This window comes from Mycolicibacterium novocastrense, assembly GCF_001499835.1.
Classification (GTDB): Bacteria; Actinomycetota; Actinomycetes; order Mycobacteriales; family Mycobacteriaceae; genus Mycobacterium; species Mycobacterium novocastrense.
In genome coordinates this window covers 101,490-121,355 of the sequence record NZ_LQIH01000007.1, presented here as the reverse complement: position 1 = coordinate 121,355, position 19,866 = coordinate 101,490, and the positions used below count along the sequence as shown (strand labels likewise).

The 19,866-nt window shown below is 67.9% G+C and carries 21 protein-coding genes; 8 read left to right on the top strand and 13 right to left on the bottom strand.

What is annotated here, in order from left to right:
- Positions 1 to 31 precede the first annotated feature (31 nt).
- Positions 32 to 664 carry an FKBP-type peptidyl-prolyl cis-trans isomerase gene (locus tag AU072_RS07675; protein WP_120270974.1) on the top strand — a complete coding sequence of 211 codons (633 nt, stop codon included), beginning with the start codon at positions 32 to 34 and terminating at the stop codon, positions 662 to 664.
- Between the two features lie 9 nt (positions 665 to 673).
- On the opposite strand, the gene AU072_RS07670 is transcribed toward AU072_RS07675, so the two are convergent.
- From AU072_RS07670 to AU072_RS27510, 5 genes are all read right to left on the bottom strand, one after another.
- A complete protein-coding gene (locus tag AU072_RS07670) occupies positions 674 to 1,018 on the bottom strand; it encodes a hypothetical protein (protein ID WP_064350226.1) in 345 nt (114 codons plus the stop codon).
- 86 nt (positions 1,019 to 1,104) lie between these two features.
- Entirely contained in the window at positions 1,105 to 2,685 is a 1,581-nt protein-coding gene (locus tag AU072_RS07665; protein ID WP_064413216.1) for a threonine/serine exporter family protein, read from the bottom strand.
- Positions 2,676 to 3,194, bottom strand: a complete 519-nt coding sequence (locus tag AU072_RS07660; protein ID WP_064413215.1) for a hypothetical protein — start codon at positions 3,192 to 3,194, stop codon at positions 2,676 to 2,678. Before AU072_RS07660 ends, AU072_RS07665 begins: the two co-directional genes overlap by 10 nt.
- 118 nt (positions 3,195 to 3,312) lie before the next feature.
- Positions 3,313 to 3,612 (bottom strand): hypothetical protein, encoded by a 300-nt coding sequence (locus AU072_RS07655; RefSeq protein WP_064413214.1) that lies wholly within the window; start codon positions 3,610 to 3,612, stop codon positions 3,313 to 3,315.
- A 24-nt stretch (positions 3,613 to 3,636) separates the two neighbouring features.
- Positions 3,637 to 4,050, bottom strand: coding sequence for a hypothetical protein (locus AU072_RS27510; RefSeq protein WP_064416693.1), 414 nt, complete (start codon positions 4,048 to 4,050; stop codon positions 3,637 to 3,639).
- 148 nt (positions 4,051 to 4,198) lie between these two features.
- Between AU072_RS27510 and AU072_RS28265 the strand changes: the two genes are divergently transcribed.
- Entirely contained in the window at positions 4,199 to 4,339 is a 141-nt protein-coding gene (locus AU072_RS28265) for a hypothetical protein (RefSeq protein ID WP_165595591.1), read from the top strand.
- 93 nt (positions 4,340 to 4,432) lie between these two features.
- Here the strand turns inward: AU072_RS28265 and AU072_RS07650 are convergent, their stop codons facing one another.
- The gene (locus AU072_RS07650; RefSeq protein WP_064413213.1) at positions 4,433 to 4,867 is read right to left on the bottom strand and encodes a DUF4383 domain-containing protein; all 435 of its coding nucleotides are present in this window, start codon (positions 4,865 to 4,867) and stop codon (positions 4,433 to 4,435) included.
- Between the two features lie 135 nt (positions 4,868 to 5,002).
- Here AU072_RS07650 and AU072_RS07645 point away from each other — a divergent pair, with 135 nt between their 5' ends.
- The 3 genes from AU072_RS07645 (at position 5,003) to AU072_RS07635 (ending at position 8,479) form a co-directional block, all read left to right on the top strand.
- Positions 5,003 to 5,671 carry an MOSC domain-containing protein gene (locus AU072_RS07645; protein ID WP_064413212.1) on the top strand — a complete coding sequence of 223 codons (669 nt, stop codon included), beginning with the start codon at positions 5,003 to 5,005 and terminating at the stop codon, positions 5,669 to 5,671.
- A 224-nt stretch (positions 5,672 to 5,895) separates the two neighbouring features.
- Complete coding sequence (locus AU072_RS07640; protein WP_064350171.1) at positions 5,896 to 6,855, top strand: esterase family protein; 960 nt, start codon at positions 5,896 to 5,898, stop codon at positions 6,853 to 6,855.
- Positions 6,856 to 6,922: 67 nt separating this feature from the next.
- Positions 6,923 to 8,479 carry a class I adenylate-forming enzyme family protein gene (locus AU072_RS07635; RefSeq protein ID WP_064413211.1) on the top strand — a complete coding sequence of 519 codons (1,557 nt, stop codon included), beginning with the start codon at positions 6,923 to 6,925 and terminating at the stop codon, positions 8,477 to 8,479.
- Positions 8,480 to 8,561: 82 nt separating this feature from the next.
- Here the strand turns inward: AU072_RS07635 and AU072_RS07630 are convergent, their stop codons facing one another.
- Complete coding sequence (locus tag AU072_RS07630) at positions 8,562 to 9,746, bottom strand: acyl-CoA dehydrogenase family protein (RefSeq protein WP_064413210.1); 1,185 nt, start codon at positions 9,744 to 9,746, stop codon at positions 8,562 to 8,564.
- A 46-nt stretch (positions 9,747 to 9,792) separates the two neighbouring features.
- Between AU072_RS07630 and AU072_RS28770 the strand changes: the two genes are divergently transcribed.
- Positions 9,793 to 9,915 (top strand): hypothetical protein, encoded by a 123-nt coding sequence (locus tag AU072_RS28770; protein ID WP_263987718.1) that lies wholly within the window; start codon positions 9,793 to 9,795, stop codon positions 9,913 to 9,915.
- A gap of 2 nt (positions 9,916 to 9,917) precedes the next feature.
- Here the strand turns inward: AU072_RS28770 and ripD are convergent, their stop codons facing one another.
- On the bottom strand, positions 9,918 to 10,457 hold the full coding sequence (ripD, locus tag AU072_RS07625) for an NlpC/P60 family peptidoglycan-binding protein RipD (RefSeq protein ID WP_064413264.1): 540 nt from the start codon (positions 10,455 to 10,457) through the stop codon (positions 9,918 to 9,920).
- A gap of 158 nt (positions 10,458 to 10,615) precedes the next feature.
- Between ripD and lhgO the strand changes: the two genes are divergently transcribed.
- Both lhgO and aceA read left to right on the top strand, forming a co-directional pair.
- Entirely contained in the window at positions 10,616 to 11,824 is a 1,209-nt protein-coding gene (gene lhgO / locus AU072_RS07620; RefSeq protein WP_064413209.1) for an L-2-hydroxyglutarate dehydrogenase, read from the top strand.
- Positions 11,825 to 11,882: 58 nt separating this feature from the next.
- A complete protein-coding gene (gene aceA / locus AU072_RS07615; RefSeq protein WP_064350176.1) occupies positions 11,883 to 14,180 on the top strand; it encodes an isocitrate lyase ICL2 in 2,298 nt (765 codons plus the stop codon).
- Positions 14,181 to 14,387: 207 nt separating this feature from the next.
- Here the strand turns inward: aceA and AU072_RS07610 are convergent, their stop codons facing one another.
- The 5 genes from AU072_RS07610 to AU072_RS07590 all read right to left on the bottom strand — a co-directional run bounded on the left by AU072_RS07610 (position 14,388) and on the right by AU072_RS07590 (position 19,594).
- Positions 14,388 to 15,737: an aldehyde dehydrogenase family protein gene (locus AU072_RS07610; RefSeq protein WP_174523704.1), complete on the bottom strand. Its 1,350-nt coding sequence runs from the start codon at positions 15,735 to 15,737 to the stop codon at positions 14,388 to 14,390.
- An 81-nt stretch (positions 15,738 to 15,818) separates the two neighbouring features.
- The gene (locus tag AU072_RS07605) at positions 15,819 to 16,250 is read right to left on the bottom strand and encodes a type II toxin-antitoxin system Rv0910 family toxin (RefSeq protein ID WP_064413208.1); all 432 of its coding nucleotides are present in this window, start codon (positions 16,248 to 16,250) and stop codon (positions 15,819 to 15,821) included.
- 18 nt (positions 16,251 to 16,268) lie between these two features.
- The gene (locus AU072_RS07600) at positions 16,269 to 17,576 is read right to left on the bottom strand and encodes a sensor histidine kinase (RefSeq protein WP_082680685.1); all 1,308 of its coding nucleotides are present in this window, start codon (positions 17,574 to 17,576) and stop codon (positions 16,269 to 16,271) included.
- Between the two features lie 63 nt (positions 17,577 to 17,639).
- Positions 17,640 to 18,359, bottom strand: a complete 720-nt coding sequence (locus AU072_RS07595; protein WP_407937591.1) for an Rv0518 family GDSL lipase — start codon at positions 18,357 to 18,359, stop codon at positions 17,640 to 17,642.
- Positions 18,360 to 18,376: 17 nt separating this feature from the next.
- The gene (locus AU072_RS07590; protein WP_064413206.1) at positions 18,377 to 19,594 is read right to left on the bottom strand and encodes an acyltransferase family protein; all 1,218 of its coding nucleotides are present in this window, start codon (positions 19,592 to 19,594) and stop codon (positions 18,377 to 18,379) included.
- Positions 19,595 to 19,866 lie beyond the last annotated feature (272 nt).

Sequence of the window (19,866 nt, the reverse complement as noted above, 5' to 3'; positions counted from 1 at the left end):
CTGTAGCGTGGCGACCGTGAATTCCTCGCGTGTGTCTCTTCCTGTCGGGCTGATCGCCTGCACCGCATCGATGGTTCTGGCTCTCTCCGCCTGCGGCTCTGACACGGAAGCTTCATCGACCGACACGACCTCACCGACGAGCACGTCCTCGCTGGCCGACGAGTTCATCCCCCCACCGGTGGAGACCGGCGATCCCGCCAGCGCCATGTGCCCGACGGCGCCGCCACAGATCGGCGGCGCACCGGAGTGGACGCTCAACGGCGACACCGGAAGCGTCGCCGTCACCGGATCGACCGATTCGACGGCGCCGCTGATCAACGTGCAACCGCCGTTCAGCGTGTCCGAGACCCAGGTACACACGCTGAAGCCCGGTGACGGTCCGGTCGTCTCCGAGACCGCCACGGTCTTCGTCTGCTACATGGGGGTCAACGGTCGCGACGGGTCCGTGTTCGACAACAGCTACGAGCGGGGTATGCCAGTCGATTTCCCGCTCGACGGAGTTGTGCCGGGCTTCCAGAAGGCCATCGCCGGGCAGAAGGTCGGTTCGACGGTCGCCGTGGCGATGACGTCCGCCGACGGGTATCCCGAGGGTCAGCCCGCCGCGGGAATCCAGCCCGGCGACTCGTTGATTTTCGCGATCAAGATCCTCGACGCCTCGAGCTGACCGCCACGGTCAGCCGCCGGCGGTGACCGGGTTCTTCGACAAGTGGATGAAGGCGCCGTTCTTCCACACGCCCCAGCGTCCGCCCCACCCCGAGTGCCACACGACGGGCTCGCCGAGCCAGAACTCAGCGGGCTTCCGCGGTGCCCATGCCGGCACCGGTTCCCCGGCCATCGGCCTGGCCGGCGGTGGAGCCATACCCGGCGGAGGCGGAGGCGGCGGTATTTCAGCGGCCAGGGCCGGCGGCGGAGGGGGCGGCGGTGGAGACGGCTGCGCGCTTGCCGGAGTGCTCAGCCCTAGAGTCGTCGCGGTCAAGCCGCCTGCGATGGCAGCCAGCGTGGTCTTGCGAAACCTCATGAGCATGCCTCCAGCGCTAGTCACGAATCCGATGCTTCGAATTTATAGCCTGCATTTGCTGCGGCCAAACCAGGGCGTGTCCGCGCCTACTGCTGCTCACGGCTCTCGTCGCGCTCCGTGTCGTCGTTCTCGGCATCGTCTCGGGTGTCACCGGACGGCTCAGGTTGCAGCGCGACGCTTCGCGTCCGCGGGACCATCTCGGCCGGCTGATCGTCGGCCGGCTGCAGATGCACAACGCGGCCCACCGCACGACGCAGCCCCGGTGGTCCTTCCTTGCGGAGGAAGTCGCCGATCCGGCCCGCGCGGAAGCGCAGCGGCGAGCCGATGAACTCACCGAGCACCACGCCACTGCCCAGGGCCAGCGCGATCGCGATCGCCGACATCATCTGGCGGATGCCGTTGTCGAAGTTGCCGTCCACGGCGAAGGAGAAGACCGCGCGAAACACCGCCAAACCCGGCAACATCGGCATGATGCCCGCAGTGGCCGTCACCAAGGCCGGCGCTTGCCGACGGATGGAGATCAGCGTGGCGACGAGACCGACGCCGACCGCGGCGGCACCGCTCGCGAACACCTGACCGAACCCGGCGTTGCCCAGGGCGATCAGGACCGCCTCGGCGAGCCCGGCCGCGAGTCCGGCGGTCAGGATGGCCCGCATCGGCGCATAGCTCGCCACGGTCAGGCAGGCGCCGGCAAGCGCCGCGCCAAACACCGCGAGCGAGATCCGTACCGCCCCGCTCGGCGCGATGAACGATTCTGTCGCATCGACGTGCAGCGAGATGGTGACGCCGGCGATCTGGGCGATCTGCAGGCCCGCGAGAATGCCCACGACGATGCCCGCCGTCAGCAACACCGCTTCCCCGAGCCTGGCCAGCGCGGTCAGCATGTAGCCCGTCACCGCATCCTGCATCGCGCCGACGAAGGTCAATCCCGACAACAGCACCACGATGCCGGTGGCCACCATGACCGTCGGTCCGATATCGGCATACAGGAAGGCCGCCACGGCGACCGAGGTCGCGATGGCCGCGCCCGCGACATGTTGGAAGAAGAACGGCGTACCCACGCGATTGAGTCGGCGCCCCACCTGGTCGATGACCCCCGACGTGAGCGCGGCCAGGATGCAGGTCAACCAGCCGCCGCCGAGCAGCATCGCGATGCCGAGCGCGAAACCCGCCCAGCCCGCGGTCGCCAGCCACCGTGGATAGGGATGCGGCCGCTCGGTCAACTCGTCCATCGCATCGTGTGCTTGATCGACCGTCACACCGCCGGAGGTGATCCGCTGAACCAGCTGGTCGAGTTCGCCCAACCGGGTGTAGTCCGTCGACCGGTTGTGTACGGCCCGAACGATGGTGACGGGTGGACTGTCCGCGGTCGGCAGCGCGGACACGATGACGGTGGTGACGAAGATGTCGACGACGCAGTCGGTCAGTCGGTAGGCCTGGGCGACGTCCTGAGCGGTGGCGACGACGTCGGCGGTGCCCGAGCCCGAAGACAGCATCACCTCGGCGAGGCGGATCGTCAGATCGAGCACCTTGCGGGTATGCAGATCACCCATCCCGTCGGAACGGCGACGCCGCTGACCCGCGACGGGCGCCGGATCGCGGGGGCCGCGCAGCGCATTGCGTAGGCCGCGGCGGACGCGGCCTCGCGGCGTTCGATCTAACGGCATCGACGTGAACGATACTGACGTGCGGGCACCATGGCCCAGGCGGCTAATCCCGCTGCGGCACCCGACAACACATGCCAGACGCCGTGGTACTGCCACAGGCTGTCGGGCCGGCACAGCGGCGAGCCCGTGCGCCCAGCGGCATAGGCGGCCAGGCCGAGAGCGAAGACCGCCGCGGCCGCGACCCACGCCGACCGCCGCGCTCGCGCGGTGCGGGCCGCACCGATCGCGCACACCACCGCCAAAAGGATGATGGGCCAGTCGTGGACCGGGCCGGCCCACGGCGGTTGGGGCCCGTGGAAGATGAAGCTGCCCAAGCCGACGGCGATGAGCGCCACCCCTGCGGTCACCGCCAGCACCGCTCTACCGCGCAGGGCCCAGCACAGGACGGCTACCCCCACAGCGACGTACGCCAGGCTGGTGAGGGCCAGGACGGGCTGGGCGAGCAGGGCGTCATCGAGGCGTTCGCAGTCCGAGCGTCCGAAGGCCGCGGTGGCGGTCCAGCCCTGCATGCCAACTCACGATAGCCACCCATGGTGGCGGAGAAGCGAATTGAGCTCATCCGCCTGTGCTGAGACATGGCTACACCGGCCGGCCCGACAGCCAGCGCGGTGCGTCTGACGCGCGAGGTCAGTCGTCTTCGGGCGAGGCTACGTCGGCCTGATATCGCTGGCGACGCTTTTCGTCGGTCTGCTCCCACCATGGCGGCGAACCCCGCTCCCCCAATGCGACCTTGGCTGCGTGCACACCGGCACGTGCGGCCATTTCGCGGTCAGTTCCCTTGGCGCGGCGCACTTCTCGGCGCCATGCCATGAGTATGCGGGTCAGCTCGGCCCGCCGATCCTCGGGTATGGCCGGATCAGTGGCGCGCCACCGGCGACCGTTGACGACGATGAAGTGGCCGTCATCGGTCAGCTGCGGCTCACCCATCGGCCGATATTAGCTCCGGCGAAATCAGCCCTGAGGGCACGGCCCGGGGAGGAACAGCGACCAGCACCAGCCCGGCGGGAGGGGTGGAGTGAAGCCGGGCGGCGGCGGTGGCGGCGGCGGTGGCGCCTCGCCTTCGAAGATGTTCTGCGCGACGTTGCCCTGCCCGTGGTAGACGTACCAATAGGTGTGGCATACGGAGTTGTCCCATACCACCGGATTCACCCGCAGGTTTCCGGTCTGCACCGGCGGATCACCAGGGCACCAGCGGCAGGGTCCCGAGGGATTGGCATCCGGGCATCCGGGCCAGGCTTGTTGCGGCGCCGGCCCACCGGGCAGTGCTTGGGCCGTGCCCGCTGCGGATCCGAACCCGACGGCGGCGATCGTGACCGACATCACTGCCGCGCCGAGGATTCGCTTCGAGGTGTGCGTTGTGTTCATCTTTCGTCCTCTTGCTCGTGCGGCGCTCGATGCGCGTCCTCGGGCAAGTACACGAGAACCGTTCGGCTACCGAACCCAACTATTCGGTTTTCTTCACCATGGGTACGGGTATCGCTCGGCGAGACGATCGTGGACTAGGAGAGAAATGATGAGCTCACCCGAACAGGCCTCGGACGACGCGGATCAGGGTGAGGGCGCAGAGCAAGGGGTCCCGCCGACAGCTCCCGCGTATTCGACGCCACCGCCCGAGGGAATCCCCTCGGCCGACGACGAGGACGACGCCGAGTAGCCGGCGCCTCTAGTGTGCATTCAGATCGCAAATCCACGCCGTATCACGACTTTTGACGATCTGAGCGCACACTAGCGGAGGCGGCGGCCCGGGTCACGACCCCTTACGCAGGTCGGCAAGCGAGTTCTGCAATCCGCCGTCGATGCGGATCTGAATACCGGCCACCGCCAGCATCACCGCGGCGGTCACCAGGTGCACCACCGCGTCGGTGATGTTGTTGGGGAACGTGAACACGTACGCCACCTGGTGTGAGAAGAACGCCCAGATGCCCGGCAACGCGCCCGCCACCGCCGCGACGAGCAGATACAACACCGCCCACGACTTGCGCAACGCGAACACCAGTCCCGGGCCGAACAGGGCCAGCCCGGCGACAGCGTGCCATCCGTTGTAGTCCATCCCGAGAACCTGTGCGGTCGGCGCGCCCGGGCCCGTTGCGAAACTCGGCTCGACGATGAAGCCGATGACCGCCTGGACGACGTGGAAAATCGCGAGGACCAACAGGCCTACCTGGGCGAAACTCCACTTCACGGTTACACCATTCCGTCGTCGACACCGGCCCCGCGAATACTACGCTCGGTAGTAGCGCCTTGGAAGGGTTTGAGTGCAACTGCAGGCGAGAGATCCTGCGAGGCGGGCGGCCCACTCCGTCGTTAACCTGTCCGGGTGGCAGAAGTGCTGTCGGTCAATATCGCGCGAGTGCGGGTCAATCCCGATGCGCCGTCGCGGTCAACAGGTATCGACAAGGCCGCTGTGTCGGACCGGGTCGCGGTGCGCGCGCCGGGTCCGATGCGCGGCGGTCTGGGTAGCGGACTCGTCGGCGACACCATCGGCCATACCAAGCTGCACGGCGGTGACGATCAAGCGGTCTACGTATATGCGCGAGAAGACCTGGACGACTGGGAAACTCGACTCGATCGCCAATTGACCAACGGGATGTTCGGCGAGAACCTCACCACCACGAACGTCGACGTGACACAGGCGCGCATCGGTGAACGCTGGCGCGTGGGCACCGACGGTCTGCTGCTCGAAGTCTCGGCTCCGCGCACGCCGTGCCGCACCTTCGCGGCGTTCCTGCAAATCGACCGCTGGATGAAGACCTTCACCGCGGCCGCCAAACCCGGTGCCTATCTTCGCGTCATCTCACCGGGAACGGTGGGCGCGGGCGACGAGATCTCCGTCGAGCACCGCCCGGACCATGACGTGACCGTCGAGTTGGCGTTCCGCGCCAGGATGTCTGACGCTTCCTTGCTTCCAGAGCTGCTCGCAGCCGACGCGTTGTCCGCCGAGCTCAAAACCTACGTGCGCAAACGCCTGCCGACCAACGGCAAATAGGCCCGTGCGGCCCTCCGGCGCAACGGTGACGCCGCCCACTCTCCGGTAACGGGACCGCCCTCGGTGTCGACATAACCGTCAGCAGCGGCTACGCGCGGCGGGCGCCCGAAGTATCGCGGCAGGTGTGAAGCAGCAGCGCCTGAACCGGCAGCCCGACCCGGCTCCGGTCCGTCCACCGCGACGACCGCTCGGCGGTATCCCTCGACCAGGAAAGTTCAAGAGCGATGACAATGCGACACAGTTGGGCGCGCCGCATGATGGCCGGCGCGCTGGCGGCCCTGCTCATACCGGGCCTGGTCGCGGTGGCGGGTGGAACGTCCACCGCCGCGGCGTACTCACGGCCGGGGCTTCCGGTCGAGACCCTCATGGTCCCGTCGGCCGCCATGGGCCGCGACATCCCGGTCAAGTTCCAGGGCGGTGGCCCGCACGCGGTCTATCTGCTCGACGGCCTGCGGGCGCGCGACGACAACAGTGGCTGGGACATCGAAACCGCCGCGTTCGAGAACTACTTCGAGTCCGGTCTGTCGGTCGTGATGCCGGTCGGCGGTATGTCCAGCTTCTACACCAACTGGCAGGGACCCGCGGTCGGCAACGGCGGCACCTACACCTACCAGTGGGAGACCTTCCTGACCTCCGAACTGCCCGCGTATCTGGCTGCCAACAAGGGCATCTCGCCCAGCGGCAACGCGGTGGTCGGTCTGTCCATGTCGGGTAGCGCTGCGCTGATCCTGGCCGCCTACCACCCGGGTCAGTTCCGCTACGCCGCCTCGCTGTCGGGCTTCCTCAACCTCTCCGACGGCATCTGGCCGCTGTTGGTCGGCGTCGCGATGCGCGACTCGGGCGGCTTCAGCGCCACGGCGATGTGGGGCCCACCCGGCAGCTCGGCCTGGAAGCGCAACGACCCGACGGTCAACGTCGGCAAGCTGGTGGCCAACGGCACCCGCATCTGGGTGTACTGCGGCAACGGCGTCCCGTCCGAACTCGGCGGCGGCGGCGACATCGCCGGCCAGTTCCTCGAGACCATCACGCTGGACAGCAACAAGAACTTCCAGCAGGCCTACGAAGCAGCCGGCGGAGGCAACGGCACGTTCAACTTCCCCGCCAATGGCACCCACGGATGGGGCTACTGGGGTTCGCAGCTGGCCGCGATGAAGGGCGACATCCAGGCCACGCTGGGCGCCTGAGTCCCGCTGACGCCACTGGGCGACCGCCTCGTGCGGTCGCCCAGTACGCGTCGGAGACAATCGCGGGGTGACGCAGCAGCCGCGACCGACCGTGCCCGCGCTCCTGGCCCGCGCGTGCCACGAGTTCGGCGACCACACCTATCTGGTCACCCCGACGGATCGCCTCACCTACCGCGAGGCTCATGAGCGCTCGGCGCGCATCGCGCGGTGGCTTCTGGGCGAAGGCGTCGGTAAGGGAACCCGCATCGGCCTGTTCTTCCCCAACGGGGTGGACTGGGTGCTGTGGTGGTTGGCCGCCTCCCGCATCGGCGCGCTGGTCGTGCCGCTGAGCACGCTCTACGCGCCGGCGGAGATCGCCAAAGTCGCGCGGCTGGCCGACATCGCGCTGATCATCGCCCCGAGCCGCGTGCTGAGCATCGATGTCGCCGACCGATTCGAAGCGGCCTGGCCGGAGCTGACGACACAGCAGGGCGGGCGGTTGGCGATGACGGGCGCACCGTACCTGCGTCGGATCGTGTTCGTCGACGGCCAGGTTCCCGCCTGGGCCACTCCGTGGGACGGTGACGCCGACGGCCAACCGGACGCGCTGCTGTCCGCCGCCGAGGCCGAGGTCTCCCCCGCCGATCTGGCCGTCGTCATCCACACCTCGGGGTCGACCGCGGACCCGAAAGGCGTCATGCACACACACGGCACCCTCGTGCGACAGACCTCGACATGGCCGAACGCGATCCGTGCTGTATCCAAAAGCGAAGGCGCGGTGCGGATTATGTGCGCGATGCCGTTCTTCTGGGTCGGTGGGTTGCTCGCGGTGACCGGTGCGCTGCACGAACCCGTCACCGTGCTCGTCATGCCGCGTCTGGACGCCGAGGGGGCACTCGATCTGATCGAGCGCGAACGGGCCGCCGGAGTCGTCGGATGGCCCGCGTTCACCCAGCGGCTCCGGGAGCATCCGAGCTTTTCCGACCGCGATCTGTCCTGCGCGCCGATGCTGCGCGACGGCCCGCTGGACATCGCGATGGTCGACGTACCCGACGGATATCCCGTCCACCGCACCATGTCCGAGACCGCCGGCGGGTTCGTCTACACCGACATGTGCATCGTCGACGACGACGGCGCACCGGTACCCGACGGGCAGGTCGGCGAACTGTTGATCCGCGGCATCGGCGTGATGGCCGGCTACAACAAGCGCGAACGGTGGGAGACGTTCGACGAAAACGGTTGGTACCACACCGGTGACCGCGTCTACCGCAGACCCGGTGACCCGCGGCTGTTCTACGTCGGCCGGACGACCGACATGATCAAGGCCGCCGGCGCGAACGTCTCACCGCTCGAAGTCCAGGCGGTCCTCGAGGAATCTCCCGCCGTGGCACAGTGTCTCGTGCTCGGCATCGACGACGCCCGCCGCGGGGAGCTGGTGTGCGCGGTGGTCGTGCCCACCGCCGCCGGCGTGGACGTCGACACGTTGGCCGCCCATGCCCGCACGCACCTGTCGGCGTACAAGGTGCCGACCCGCTGGGTGCTGGCCTCCAGTGAGCAGATCCCGATCCTGCCCAGCGGAAAGTTCGACCGCAAGACGCTGAGCACGATGATCGCCGAGGGTGTCCTCGAATCGATCGACCGGTGACCGAGCCGGGTGTCCTGCGAACGCCGGACAGGGCGACGAACTCGGCCGCATCATCGCCGAATTCGTCGCCCGCGCGGGGTGATCAGAGGCCGAACTGGTCGTCGATGATGCCCAGCCAGACCTGAGCCGCGTCGATCGCCACCTTCTCACTGATGAACGCGTGCTGGGTACCGGTGTACATGTCGCGGAACGCGCGTTCCAGACGGCTGCCCTCGCGGATCGAGCTGGTGCCCGCGACCAGATGTGCCCACTCCGCACACTGGCGCGCCACGTCGGTGGCGTACACGGCAGCGACTCTCATGTCCGCGCGCAGGGCCGGGGTGAGGTCCTCCCCCGCCGCCACACTGGCTTCAGCGGTCGCAAACGCGTCGAGCACCAGCAGCCGCGCCGCCCGCCAGGCCGCCACGTGATGGGCCAGCCCCTTCTGGAACGTCGGGCGACTGGCCAGCGACGCCATATCGCTCATCCGGAACTTCGTGGCGGCCAGCTCCTCGACGTCGTCGAGCATGCTCTTGGCGACGCCGAGCGCCCACGACGCATGCCCGGCTGCGGTGACGGGCATCATGCCCATCCGAGTCGCGGGCGACGATCCGCGCAGCGGCTCGCGGGTGAACAACGCGAATGTGCGCTCGGCGGGCACGAACACGTCTTCGACGCTGTAGTCGTAGGAGCCCGTCCCCTTGAGGCCCTGCACGTGCCAACCGTCGTTGAAGCTGACCTGTTCACGCGGCAGGATGGCGATCTGCATGTCCGGCACACCTTCGCTGACCCAACGCATCTCGGTCCCGTCCATCGGCAGGAAGCCCGCGGCGACATACTGCGAATGCCCGATCCCCGAACCAAAGCTCCACGACCCGGTCAGCCGGTACCCACCGGGGACGGCGGTGCCTTGACCGTTCGGGAAGAACTGCCCGCCCATCGTGACCCGGTTGTCATGCGCGGTGAACACCTCGGCGAATCCAGCGTCCGGCAAGTACGCGGCCGCGGCGAACGACGACGGCAGGTTGGCGATACCGACCCAGCCGAACGATCCGTCCTGCCAGGCCATCTCGATCCAGGTCTCGATCATCTCGGCGAACGACGGTTCGCTGCCGCCGGCGGACGCGGGGTTGAACGCCGTCATCAGGCCGGTGTCCCACATCGCTTCGACGACGGCCGGGCTCAGCGTGCGCAGCCGCTCCGACTCACCGGCCTCCGACTGCACGATCTGGCGCAAGGTGCGCACTCGTCCGGCGATTCCCTCGGCGGCATCCAATGTCGACGTCATCAGTCCTCTTTATCAGCGATCGTCGCGCCGCACATACACTTCGGCCGTGCACGTCACCGCGCTCAACATCGCACCGGGTAGCCGGTTGCCGATGTGCTCCGTCGGCGAGGTGGTCGCCGAGGCGGGAACCGGCCTGGTCGGCGTGCTGACCGCGTCAGGGCTTCAGTGACGTCACTTGATGATGCGAACCAGATACGGCGCCATGTTGTTGGTCCGCACCGGCGACGTCGCCACACCCGATTCGGTGGCCTCCAGCATCTGACCGTTGCCCAAAAACAGTGCCACGCTCTGATTCCCGTTGGGGCCGTAGAAGATCATGTCTCCGGGCAGCGCCTCGGACGGCAACACCTTCTGCCCGACGTTGTACTGCGCGCCCGAGGACCGCGGCAGCTTGACCCCGATACCGGCGAACGAATAGACCATGAGGCCGGACGCGTCGAAACCGACGGTGCTGAGCGCGGGATCAAGGCCCACGATGTGGCCTTCGCGGTCGAGCCCGGCGACGTTCTCGGCCGTGCCGCTGCCCTTCGTCGGCCCGTTCGCGTCTCCTCCGCCGTAGGAGAAGGGAACGCCGCGCTGCGACAGGCCGCGGGCGATGACCTGGTCGACCGCCTGCTGGTTGACAGCGGACCGCGTCGGCGCGGCGGCCGCCACCCCAGGAAGGGTCACCAACAGGGCGACGCCGATCACCAAGGCGTAGATGCGTCTCATGGTTCGTTGCTCTTTCTCGACTGCGCGCATACCGATGGCGCTGTATCACTTGTACCGGTTCGTTTGCTCGTAATGCCAATTCGCGCCTGGCCCAAGGCCAATGAGATGCAGTACCGTAACCGAACGGTGATTACATCCTTCTGTTGCGGGGTCGGCCGATGACCGAACGGGTCGCAGTGGTCGGCGGCGGCATCCTCGGTGTCGCGGTGGCCCGTGAGATCGTGCGGCGTCGCCCCGAATCCGATGTCACGCTCTTCGAGAAGGAAGACCGTCTCGCATCGCATCAGACCGGCCGCAACAGCGGGGTCGTGCATGCCGGTTTGTACTACCAACCCGGCTCACAGAAGGCCGTGCTCTGTCGTCGCGGGGTCGGTTTGCTCGAAGAGTTCTGCGCCGAGCGTGGGATCCGTCGGATCGTCTGCGGCAAGGTCCTCGTCGCGCTCACCGACGAGGAGAAGGCGAGGCTCGCCGACATCGAGCGGCGGGCGTTGGCGAACGGCGTCCCAGTTGTGCGGATCATCGGGCCCGAGGAACTGCACGAACTCGAGCCCCATGTGCGCGGCATCGCGGCACTGCACTCCCCGTCGACCTCGATCGTCGACTTCGCGGAGGTGACCAGGGAGCTTGCCGCCGACGCTGTGGCGGCCGGTGCGAAAGTCCTTCTCGGACACGAGGTGACGGGATTGCGGGCCGGTGAAATCGAAGTGGTGGTCAGCGCCCGCACCGCCGGAGACGGTGAGAAGGCGCGATTCGACCGGGCGGTCGTGTGCGGTGGTCTGCACAGCGACCGGCTCGCCGAGATGGCCGGGGACGGCCCCAATCCGGTGATCATGCCGTTCCGGGGCGAGTACTACGCGCTGAAACCGCACCGCCGCGATCTCGTCAACGGTCTGGTCTATCCCGTGCCCGACCCGCGCTATCCGTTCCTGGGTGTCCACCTCACCCCGCGCGTGGACGGTGAGGTGCTCATCGGGCCCAACGCGGTGCTGGCGCTGGCGCGCGAGGGCTATTCCTGGGGCACGGTCTCACCGCGCGATCTGGCCGGGATCGCCTCGACGCCGGCGTTCTGGCGGTTCGCCCGCCGACACTGGCGCACGGGTGTCCGCGAGGTGTTCGGATCACTGTCACGGCGGCGATTCATCACCGCCGCCAGGGCCTACGTGCCGTCCCTGCGCGACGAGGACGTGGTGCCCGGCACCGCCGGCGTGCGGGCCCAGGCCCTGGACCCCGACGGCGGTCTGGTCGACGACTTCCGGATCAGCGTCCGCGGTCGCGTCGTGGTGCTGCGCAATGCGCCATCACCGGCGGCGACCTCAGCGCTGGCGATCGCCGAGCACGTCGTCGACACCTTCGAGGCGTCGACGTAAGGGCTTCACCCTGCTGATAACGCCATCCCCGGCAAGCACCGGGTCGTACTGTGGGTACATGGCCATCATCGAAACGGACGCCGCGCCTTCGACCCCGTTCGACCAGGAGGTCGCTGCCACGCAGCGGTACTTCGACAGCCCGAGATTCGACGGGATCATCCGCCTCTACTCGGCCCGTCAGGTCGCCGAACAGCGCGGCACGATTCCCTCCGACTACATCGTGGCGCGCGAGGCCGCCACGGCGTTCTACGAGCGCCTGCGCGAACTGTTCGCGCAGAAGAAGAGCATCACCACCTTCGGCCCGTACTCGCCGGGCCAGGCCGTGACGATGAAGCGGATGGGCATCGAGGGCATCTACCTCGGCGGCTGGGCGACGTCCGCCAAGGGGTCAACCACCGAAGACCCCGGACCCGACCTGGCCAGCTACCCGCTTAGCCAGGTGCCCGAGGAGGCCGCCGGCCTGGTGCGGGCGTTGCTCACCGCCGACCGCAACCAGCAGTACCTGCGGCTGCAGATGTCCGAAGAACAACGCGCCGCGACACCCGCCGTCGACTTCCGCCCGTTCATCATCGCCGACGCCGACACCGGCCACGGCGGAGATCCCCACGTGCGCAACCTGATTCGCCGGTTCGTCGAGGCCGGAGTACCCGGCTACCACATCGAGGACCAGCGGCCGGGCACCAAGAAGTGCGGCCACCAGGGCGGCAAGGTGCTGGTGCCGTCCGACGAACAGATCAAACGGCTCAACACCGCGCGCTTCCAGCTCGACATCATGCGGGTCCCCGGCATCATCGTGGCCCGCACCGACGCCGAGGCGGCCAACCTGATCGACAGCCGCGCCGACGAGCGCGACCAACCGTTCCTGCTCGGCGTGACCAACCTCAAGGTGCCGTCGTACAAGTCGTGCTACCTGGCGATGATGCGGCGCTTCTACGAGGCGGGCGTCACCGAACTCAACGGACATCTGCTCTACGCGCTGCCCGAAGGCGAGTACGCCACCGCCAACGCCTGGCTCGACCACCACGGCATCGGCGACGCGGTCGCCGAGGCCGCCTCGGAGTACCAGGATCGCCCCGACGGCGAGATCGACGCGATCTTCGACCGGGTCGAATCGAAGGCTGTCGACGCCTGGCAGGTCGATGCCGGCCTGATGACCTACGGCGAGGCGGTCGCCGAGCTGCTCGAGTTCCGCGAGAGCGAGGGCGAACAACTCGACATGAGCGTCGCGGAGTGGCGTGCGTTCGCCGAGCGCGCGCCGCTGTACACCGCGCGTGAGAAGGCCAGGGAGATCGGGGCGGCCGTCGGCTGGGACTGCGAGCTGGCCAAGACCCCGGAGGGCTACTACCAGGTTCGCGGCGGGATCCCGTATGCGATCACGAAATCGCTTGCCGCCGCACCGTTCGCCGACATCCTCTGGATGGAGACCAAGACCGCCGATCTGGCCGATGCGCGCGAGTTCGCCGAGGCGATTCACGCCGAGTTCCCCGAGAAGATGCTGGCCTACAACCTGTCCCCCTCGTTCAACTGGGACACCACCGGCATGACCGACGACGAGATGCGGGCCTTCCCCGAGGAACTCGGAAAGATGGGGTTCGTCTTCAACTTCATCACCTACGGCGGTCATCAGGTCGACGGTGTCGCGTCCGAGGAGTTCGCCACCGCGTTGCGCCAGGACGGCATGCTCGCGCTGGCGCGACTGCAGCGCAAGATGCGCCTGGTCGAATCGCCTTATCGCACACCGCAAACACTTGTCGGCGGGCCGCGCAGCGATGCCGCGCTCGCCGCGTCGTCGGGCCGCCTGGCGACCACCAAAGCGATGGGCAAGGGCTCGACCCAGCACCAGCATCTCGTGCAGACCGAGGTGCCGAAGAAGCTGCTCGAGGAGTGGCTGGCGATGTGGGGCGAGCACTACAAACTCGACGAGAAGCTGCGGGTGCAACTGCGCCCGACGCGGCCGGGGTCAGACGTGCTCGAGTTGGGCATCTTCGGTGAGCGCGACGGTGAGGACGAGAAACTGGCCAACGTGATCGTCGACCCGATCAAGGACCGGCACGGGCGCAGCATCCTGACGGTGCGCGACCAGAACACGTTCGCCGAGAAGCTGCGCCAGAAGCGGTTGATGAGCGTGGTCCACCTGTGGCTGATCCACCGGTTCAAGCCCGAGATCATGTACTACGTCACGCCGACCGAGGACAACATCTATCAGACCGAGAAGATGAAGTCGCACGGCATCTTCACCGACGTGTACCAGGAGGTCGGCGAGATCATTGTCGCCGACATCAACCAGCAGCGGATCGAGGAACTGCTGAATCCCGACCGGGAGGCCTTGGGCCGGTTGATCCGCAAGGAGGACTAAGGCGCCTGCTGCGTACGCCGTGCGCGGCTGCCGGCGTATGCCGTGCGCGCCTGCTGCGTACGCCGTGCGCGCCTGCTACGGCTGCCTCCCGCGCGGGCGTGTGGACCGCTGACCTCTCGCGAGGGTGATCCGCGCAGTGCCCGCCTGTCAGCGAAAAATTCGCTGGGAGCGAAAGTTTCGCTGAGAGGTGGGCAGCCAGGGTGGGTCTCAGCTGCCCGGCGGCGCGATGTGTACGACCTTCATCTCGGTCATTTCGTCGAGCAGTTCCGGGCCGAACCCGAAGCCGTTGCCGCTCGCGCGACGCGGCTGTGACGCCCCACCGGGCGCTCCGCCGAAGACGTCGTTGATTTTCACCGTGCCGACCGGCAGGGCACGCCAGGCCTCCTGCGCGTGCGCCATGTCGGCGGTCAGCACGGTCGCAGCCAACCCGTACCGGTCGTCGGCCGCTTCCCGCACCGCGGAGTCGAAGTCCGGAACCACTCGCACCGGCGCCACCGGACCAAAGGTCTCCTCGCGAAACACCAACATCTCCGGAGTGCAGTCCGCCAATACGGTCGGCGGATAGAACGCACCGGGACCCGGCCGAGGCGCGCCGCCCGCCAGAACCCGTGCGCCGTGGGCCACCGCGTCCGCGACCTGCTCTTGCACCACGTCCCGCTGACGCCCGTCGACCAACGGCCCGATCCGGTCGTCCCACGCTCGCGCTTCCGATGCCAACTCGTCGAGGAACGCCTCAGCCAGCGACTCAACCACGAAGACCCGCTCCACCGAAACACAGATCTGCCCGGCGTTGGCGAAGGCACCCAGCGCGGCCTGCTCGGCCGCCCACCGCGGATCCACATCCGCGTCGACGATCAACGCGTCGTTGCCGCCGTTTTCCAGCACGGTCTTGGCCCCGCGCTCCGCGCAGGCTCGCGCGATCGCCCGGCCGGTCGCGCTGCTGCCGACGTGCGCCACCACGTCGACATCGGCCGCCGAGGCCAGGTGGGCGCCGACAGATCCGTCACCGTCGAGGATCTCGAGCACACCGTCGGGAAGCTGCCCGGCCAACAGTTCGGCGAACCGCCGACCGGTCGCTGGGCACCGCTCACTTGGCTTGTGTACCACCGTGTTTCCCGTCACCAACGCCGCGCCCAGCAGGCCGGCCGCGACGGCCACCGGATCGTTCCACGGGGTGAGAACCGCGACGACGCCGCGCGGTTCGGGAACCATCAGATCGGTCGCCGACCAGGAGCCGTGCAGGCTGCGGCCGCGATGCAGCGGTCCGAGCTCGGCGTACTGCACCAGCGTGCCCGCGCCCGCGTCGACTCCGCCCAATGCGTCGTCGCGGAGCTTGCCGGTCTCACGTTCGTTGAGCTCGGCCAGTTCCTCGGCCGCGGCGCGGACCGCTGCGGCCGCCTTGGTCAACGCAGCCGCGCGTTCGGCGGCGGGGGTACGCGCCCACCCCGGCGCGGCGGCACGCGCTCGAGCCGCGGCTTGGGCGCAGCTCGAGGGATCGGTGATCGGGATCTTGCTGACTTCGTCGCCGGTGCGGGGGTCCAGAACGGTGATTTCCATGGTCTGCGACACGCGAGGGGTGGTACCCGCTGCGATCACGATCAACCGCGTAAGGCGACGCGGCGTGGCGGGCCCGCGCGGTCAGGCGTAGAGCTCTTCGAATTTGCGGATGGAACGTTCGATGTCGCCCTTGACGGCGCGGGCCGCCGTCGCGCCGATGGGCCCGAACAGTGGCGCGCCCCCGAGATTCATCGTGAGGGTGAACGCCGAACCGGTTTCGGTCGGCGCGACCGTCATCGTGAGCCCGTACCTGGTGCCGCCGACGCCTTTTCCGGTGACCTCGATCAGCTTGGGCGGGTCGAACTTCTGGATGGTCCACGTGACGCGGTTGCGCAACCCCTTGGCCCCCGCGACGCCCACGATCGTGGTGCCGACCGTCAGCTCGTCTGGCAACTCGCCGCGCCAACCTTCGTGCATGACCATCCAGTCCCCCAGCGCGTTGAGGTCCGATACGTGCTCCCACGCCTCCTGCGGGCTCAATGCGAGCTGACGCGACATCTCGAGCTTGGCCATCTTCGGATCGTAGCCAGCTCAGCTCGGCGCGGGCAGGCGTAACACCAACCGGGCCCCGCCGAGCGGGCTGGCCTCCATCGCCGCAGTGCCCCCGTGCAGCTCGGCCTGCTGAGCCACCAGCGCCAGCCCCAGCCCCGAACCGGATCGCGCCGCCGTCGACCCGCGGGAGAACCGCTCGAACACCGCGGCGCGTTCGTCCTCGGGTATCCCGGAACCGTTGTCGTCGACGGTGATCTGAACGCCTTCGCCGGAAGCGACTGCGCCCAAACGGATTTCGGTGGCGTCGCCATGCTTGATCGCGTTGGTGATCGCGTTGTCGACGACGAGCCGCAGCCCGGCGGGCAAGCCGACCATGAGCACCGTCGTCGACGACGACAGCGACACCCTGAGGCCGGGATAGTTGCGCATCGCGTCGTGTGCGGCCCGGTCCAGCAGTTCGGTGATGTCGACGGGGACGAAGTCGTCGACGGTGGTCAGTTCGCCCTGTGCGAGCCGCTCCAACGCGGTCAGGGTCGCCTCGATCCGGCTCTGGGTGCGCATGACGTCGGCGATCACCTCCTGGCGTTGCTCGTCCCGCATCTGAAGCGTGGAGAGCACCTCGAGGTTGGTGCGCATCGCGGTCAGGGGTGTGCGGAGCTCGTGTGAGGCCACCGCGGCGAAGTCTCGCGCCGACTCCAGCGCCGCTCGCGTGCGCTGCTGTTCGTCGCCGATACGGGCGAGCATCCCCTCGACGGCTTCGGCGATCTCGACGGCCTCCTGTACGCCGCGCACCTGAACCTCTTCGGGTTTGGACTGGGCGTTGATCGCGCGCGCCTGCTGGGCCAGCAGGCGGAACGGGTTGATCATGATCGACCACATGACCCAGCCGACCAGCACGGTGCCGACGATGACGCCGCCGCAGATCAGAAGCACCCGCCGGTGCAGTTCGTCGATGCGGCGTTGGGTCTCGGCCAGCGGCGCCCCGATGGCGATCAAGGCCCCGCCGGCGGAGAACGTCCGGACCCGGTACTCGACACCGTCGATGGTGGTGTCGGCGTAACCGACCGGGAACTCCGGCAGCACGATGTTCTCCGGGATGGAGACCGTGATGCCGTCGACGCGGGCGGTGCGCACCAGGCCGCCGTCCGGGATGGGCGGGTTCACGTCGGCCTGTTGCGCGGTGCGCAGCAGCTCACTGATGTCACCGAGGCTGCTCACCGAGTCCAGACGACGGTCCAGCTGGCTGTACTGGTCGTTGGTGACGCCGAACCACACCCACGCGCCCAGCGTGATCACCAGCGCGACCACCGACAACGCCGCGACGATCACGATGATGCGCAGCGACATCACCCGGGTCAGCAGCTGGTACAGGCGTCCACCGAGTCGCACGATCAGCAACGATAGGACGGATCAGACCCGCCGCGGCAGTTGCGCGCCGATCAATGGCGCAATCTTTTCGGCCATGTAGGTGTGACCGGCGTCGGTGGGGTGCACGCCGTCGGGGCCGATCAGCTCGGGCCGGTCGACGAACCACCGGGCCGCGATCGGGTCGACGAACGTCGCGCCCGCAAGTTCCGCCTGGTATTTGAGGGTGTCGCGGATGCGTACCACGGTCGCGGGGACGTCAGCCGTCGGCCACGGCGGCCCGATCACGAGGAAGAGCGCGGACGGCGCGATGCGCCGCGCCAATTGGAACGTGCCGTAGACCAGGACCGACAACTGGGTGGGGTCGACGTTCTGATCGTTGCGCGAACCGTAGAACACCACCAGCGTGTCATCGGGTGTGACCGTCGCGGCGGTCAGATCCTCGAAGAGGCTGCCCCGGTTACCGCGGGTGCCGTAGCCGGCTCCGCCTTCGGCGCCGACGACGGCCGTGGTGGACAGTCCCTGCTGAGCCAGGATCTGCCAGGCCTGGGTGGTCCACGATTTCTCGCCGAGCCCGCCTTCGGGGCCGCCGGTCGTGTACGAGTCGCCGATCACCGCGATGCGGTTGAGCGCGAAGCTGAGCGCGTCGATCTCTTTGTGCTCTGTCGGTTTCAGGTGTTGACAGCCGGTGACCACGAGGATGGCGATTGCCACCGCGATGGTCAGGGCGCTTCTCAGCGCGCCGGTGTAAGGCCGTGTGGACACGCGCGGAAGAAGCATCGTCACCCGGCGCGGGCGGTCATCACCTCGGAGCGTTCGCGCGGACGGGACACGGTGTGCAGCTTGCCGGCCGCGTCCGGGGTCGAAGCGGCGGGGCCGTTCATCATGCTGCGCATCCATTTACGGGCGGGCTCCTCGACAAAGTGGTACAGCATGACCGCGCCGATCAGCGCGGTGCCAAGCAAGGCAACCATTATGAGCTTGCCCGTGAAGTCCGATGACAGCCGCAGCCCGAATTGCTGCACCATCCAATCCCAGGTGGTGTGCACCAGCTCATGAACCATGTAGAGGCTGAACGACACATGCCCGAGGTAGACGACGGGCCCCCGCGAGAGAAGCCAGGGCAGCGACCCGGCGCCGATGGCCAGGCTGAACAGCAGCGGCACGAAAAGCACATCGACCAGGCCGGCGCTGTCGACGATCTTGGGCAGCGGATGTGCGTCGAGTCGGTAGAGGATCGTGACGATCACGACGCCGAGGAGGAGCGCGGCGTACCCGGCGGCGCGCCGAGCCTGATCGCTCGGGTCGAGCTTGCGCACCGCCGCAGCGATCAGGGCGCCCGCGGTGAACTGCATGACGATCCGCGGTAGCCAACTCCACGGGGTGTAGAACTGCCCGGACGCCAGCAGAAGCAGGATCGGCGGCATCACGGCGACGAAGGCCAGTGCGATCAGGCCCCGCGCCCGCGTCGACCGAGCGATGCGGAAGATCACCACGATCAGACCGCCGAAAAGCAGATAGGCCAGCCACTCCGCGCTGATCGACCAGGCGGGCCCGTCCCAGCTGGAGCCGTCGAAATAGGGCACGAACCACAGTTGGACCATCAGCGCCTGGCGCAGATAGTTCGTCGCCGTCAACGTCTCGGCCGCCGGTGAGGGCACACGGCCGACCTGCAGGGTGAAGATGATCCACAGGGCCGCCAGATGCATCGTCACCAGGTAGACGGGCCAGACGCGGGCCAGCCGAAGCCACAGGAAGCGCAGCGTGGCTCGCCACTCGAACGAGGGCCCCATGCGGTCGAGATAGTTCCACGTCAACACGAACCCGCTGAGCATGAAGAACAGGTCGACGCCCTGGGCGCCGCAATTCAGCAGTGGGGCGAACGCCGAGCGGAACCCCGGCACCGACTGCTCCAGCAGTGGCCGAAAGTGAAAGAGCACCACCCATACGGCGGCGACGATGCGCAGGCCGGAAAGGGCCTTGATTTCTCCGGTGCGCACAACACTCTCTTCGCGGATGTCCGTAGCGTTTCGTTCGGGTCTCGCCTCATAGCCACCCACCGGGTTGGTCCACTCCCCTGACCACAGACCCCGGCAGCCACCGAAGGGTAACAGCGAGACCCGCCGTGGCTCATGCCCGAAAAGCGCAAGCAGCGCGGCGTGCGACGTTCGAAATCGTTGGTAACGAGGCACTTCGGCGACGACAGCAACGTCGGTGGAAAGTTCTACGACACGCCGATGAGCAAACCCCGAAGCAACTCTTGACTGATTCC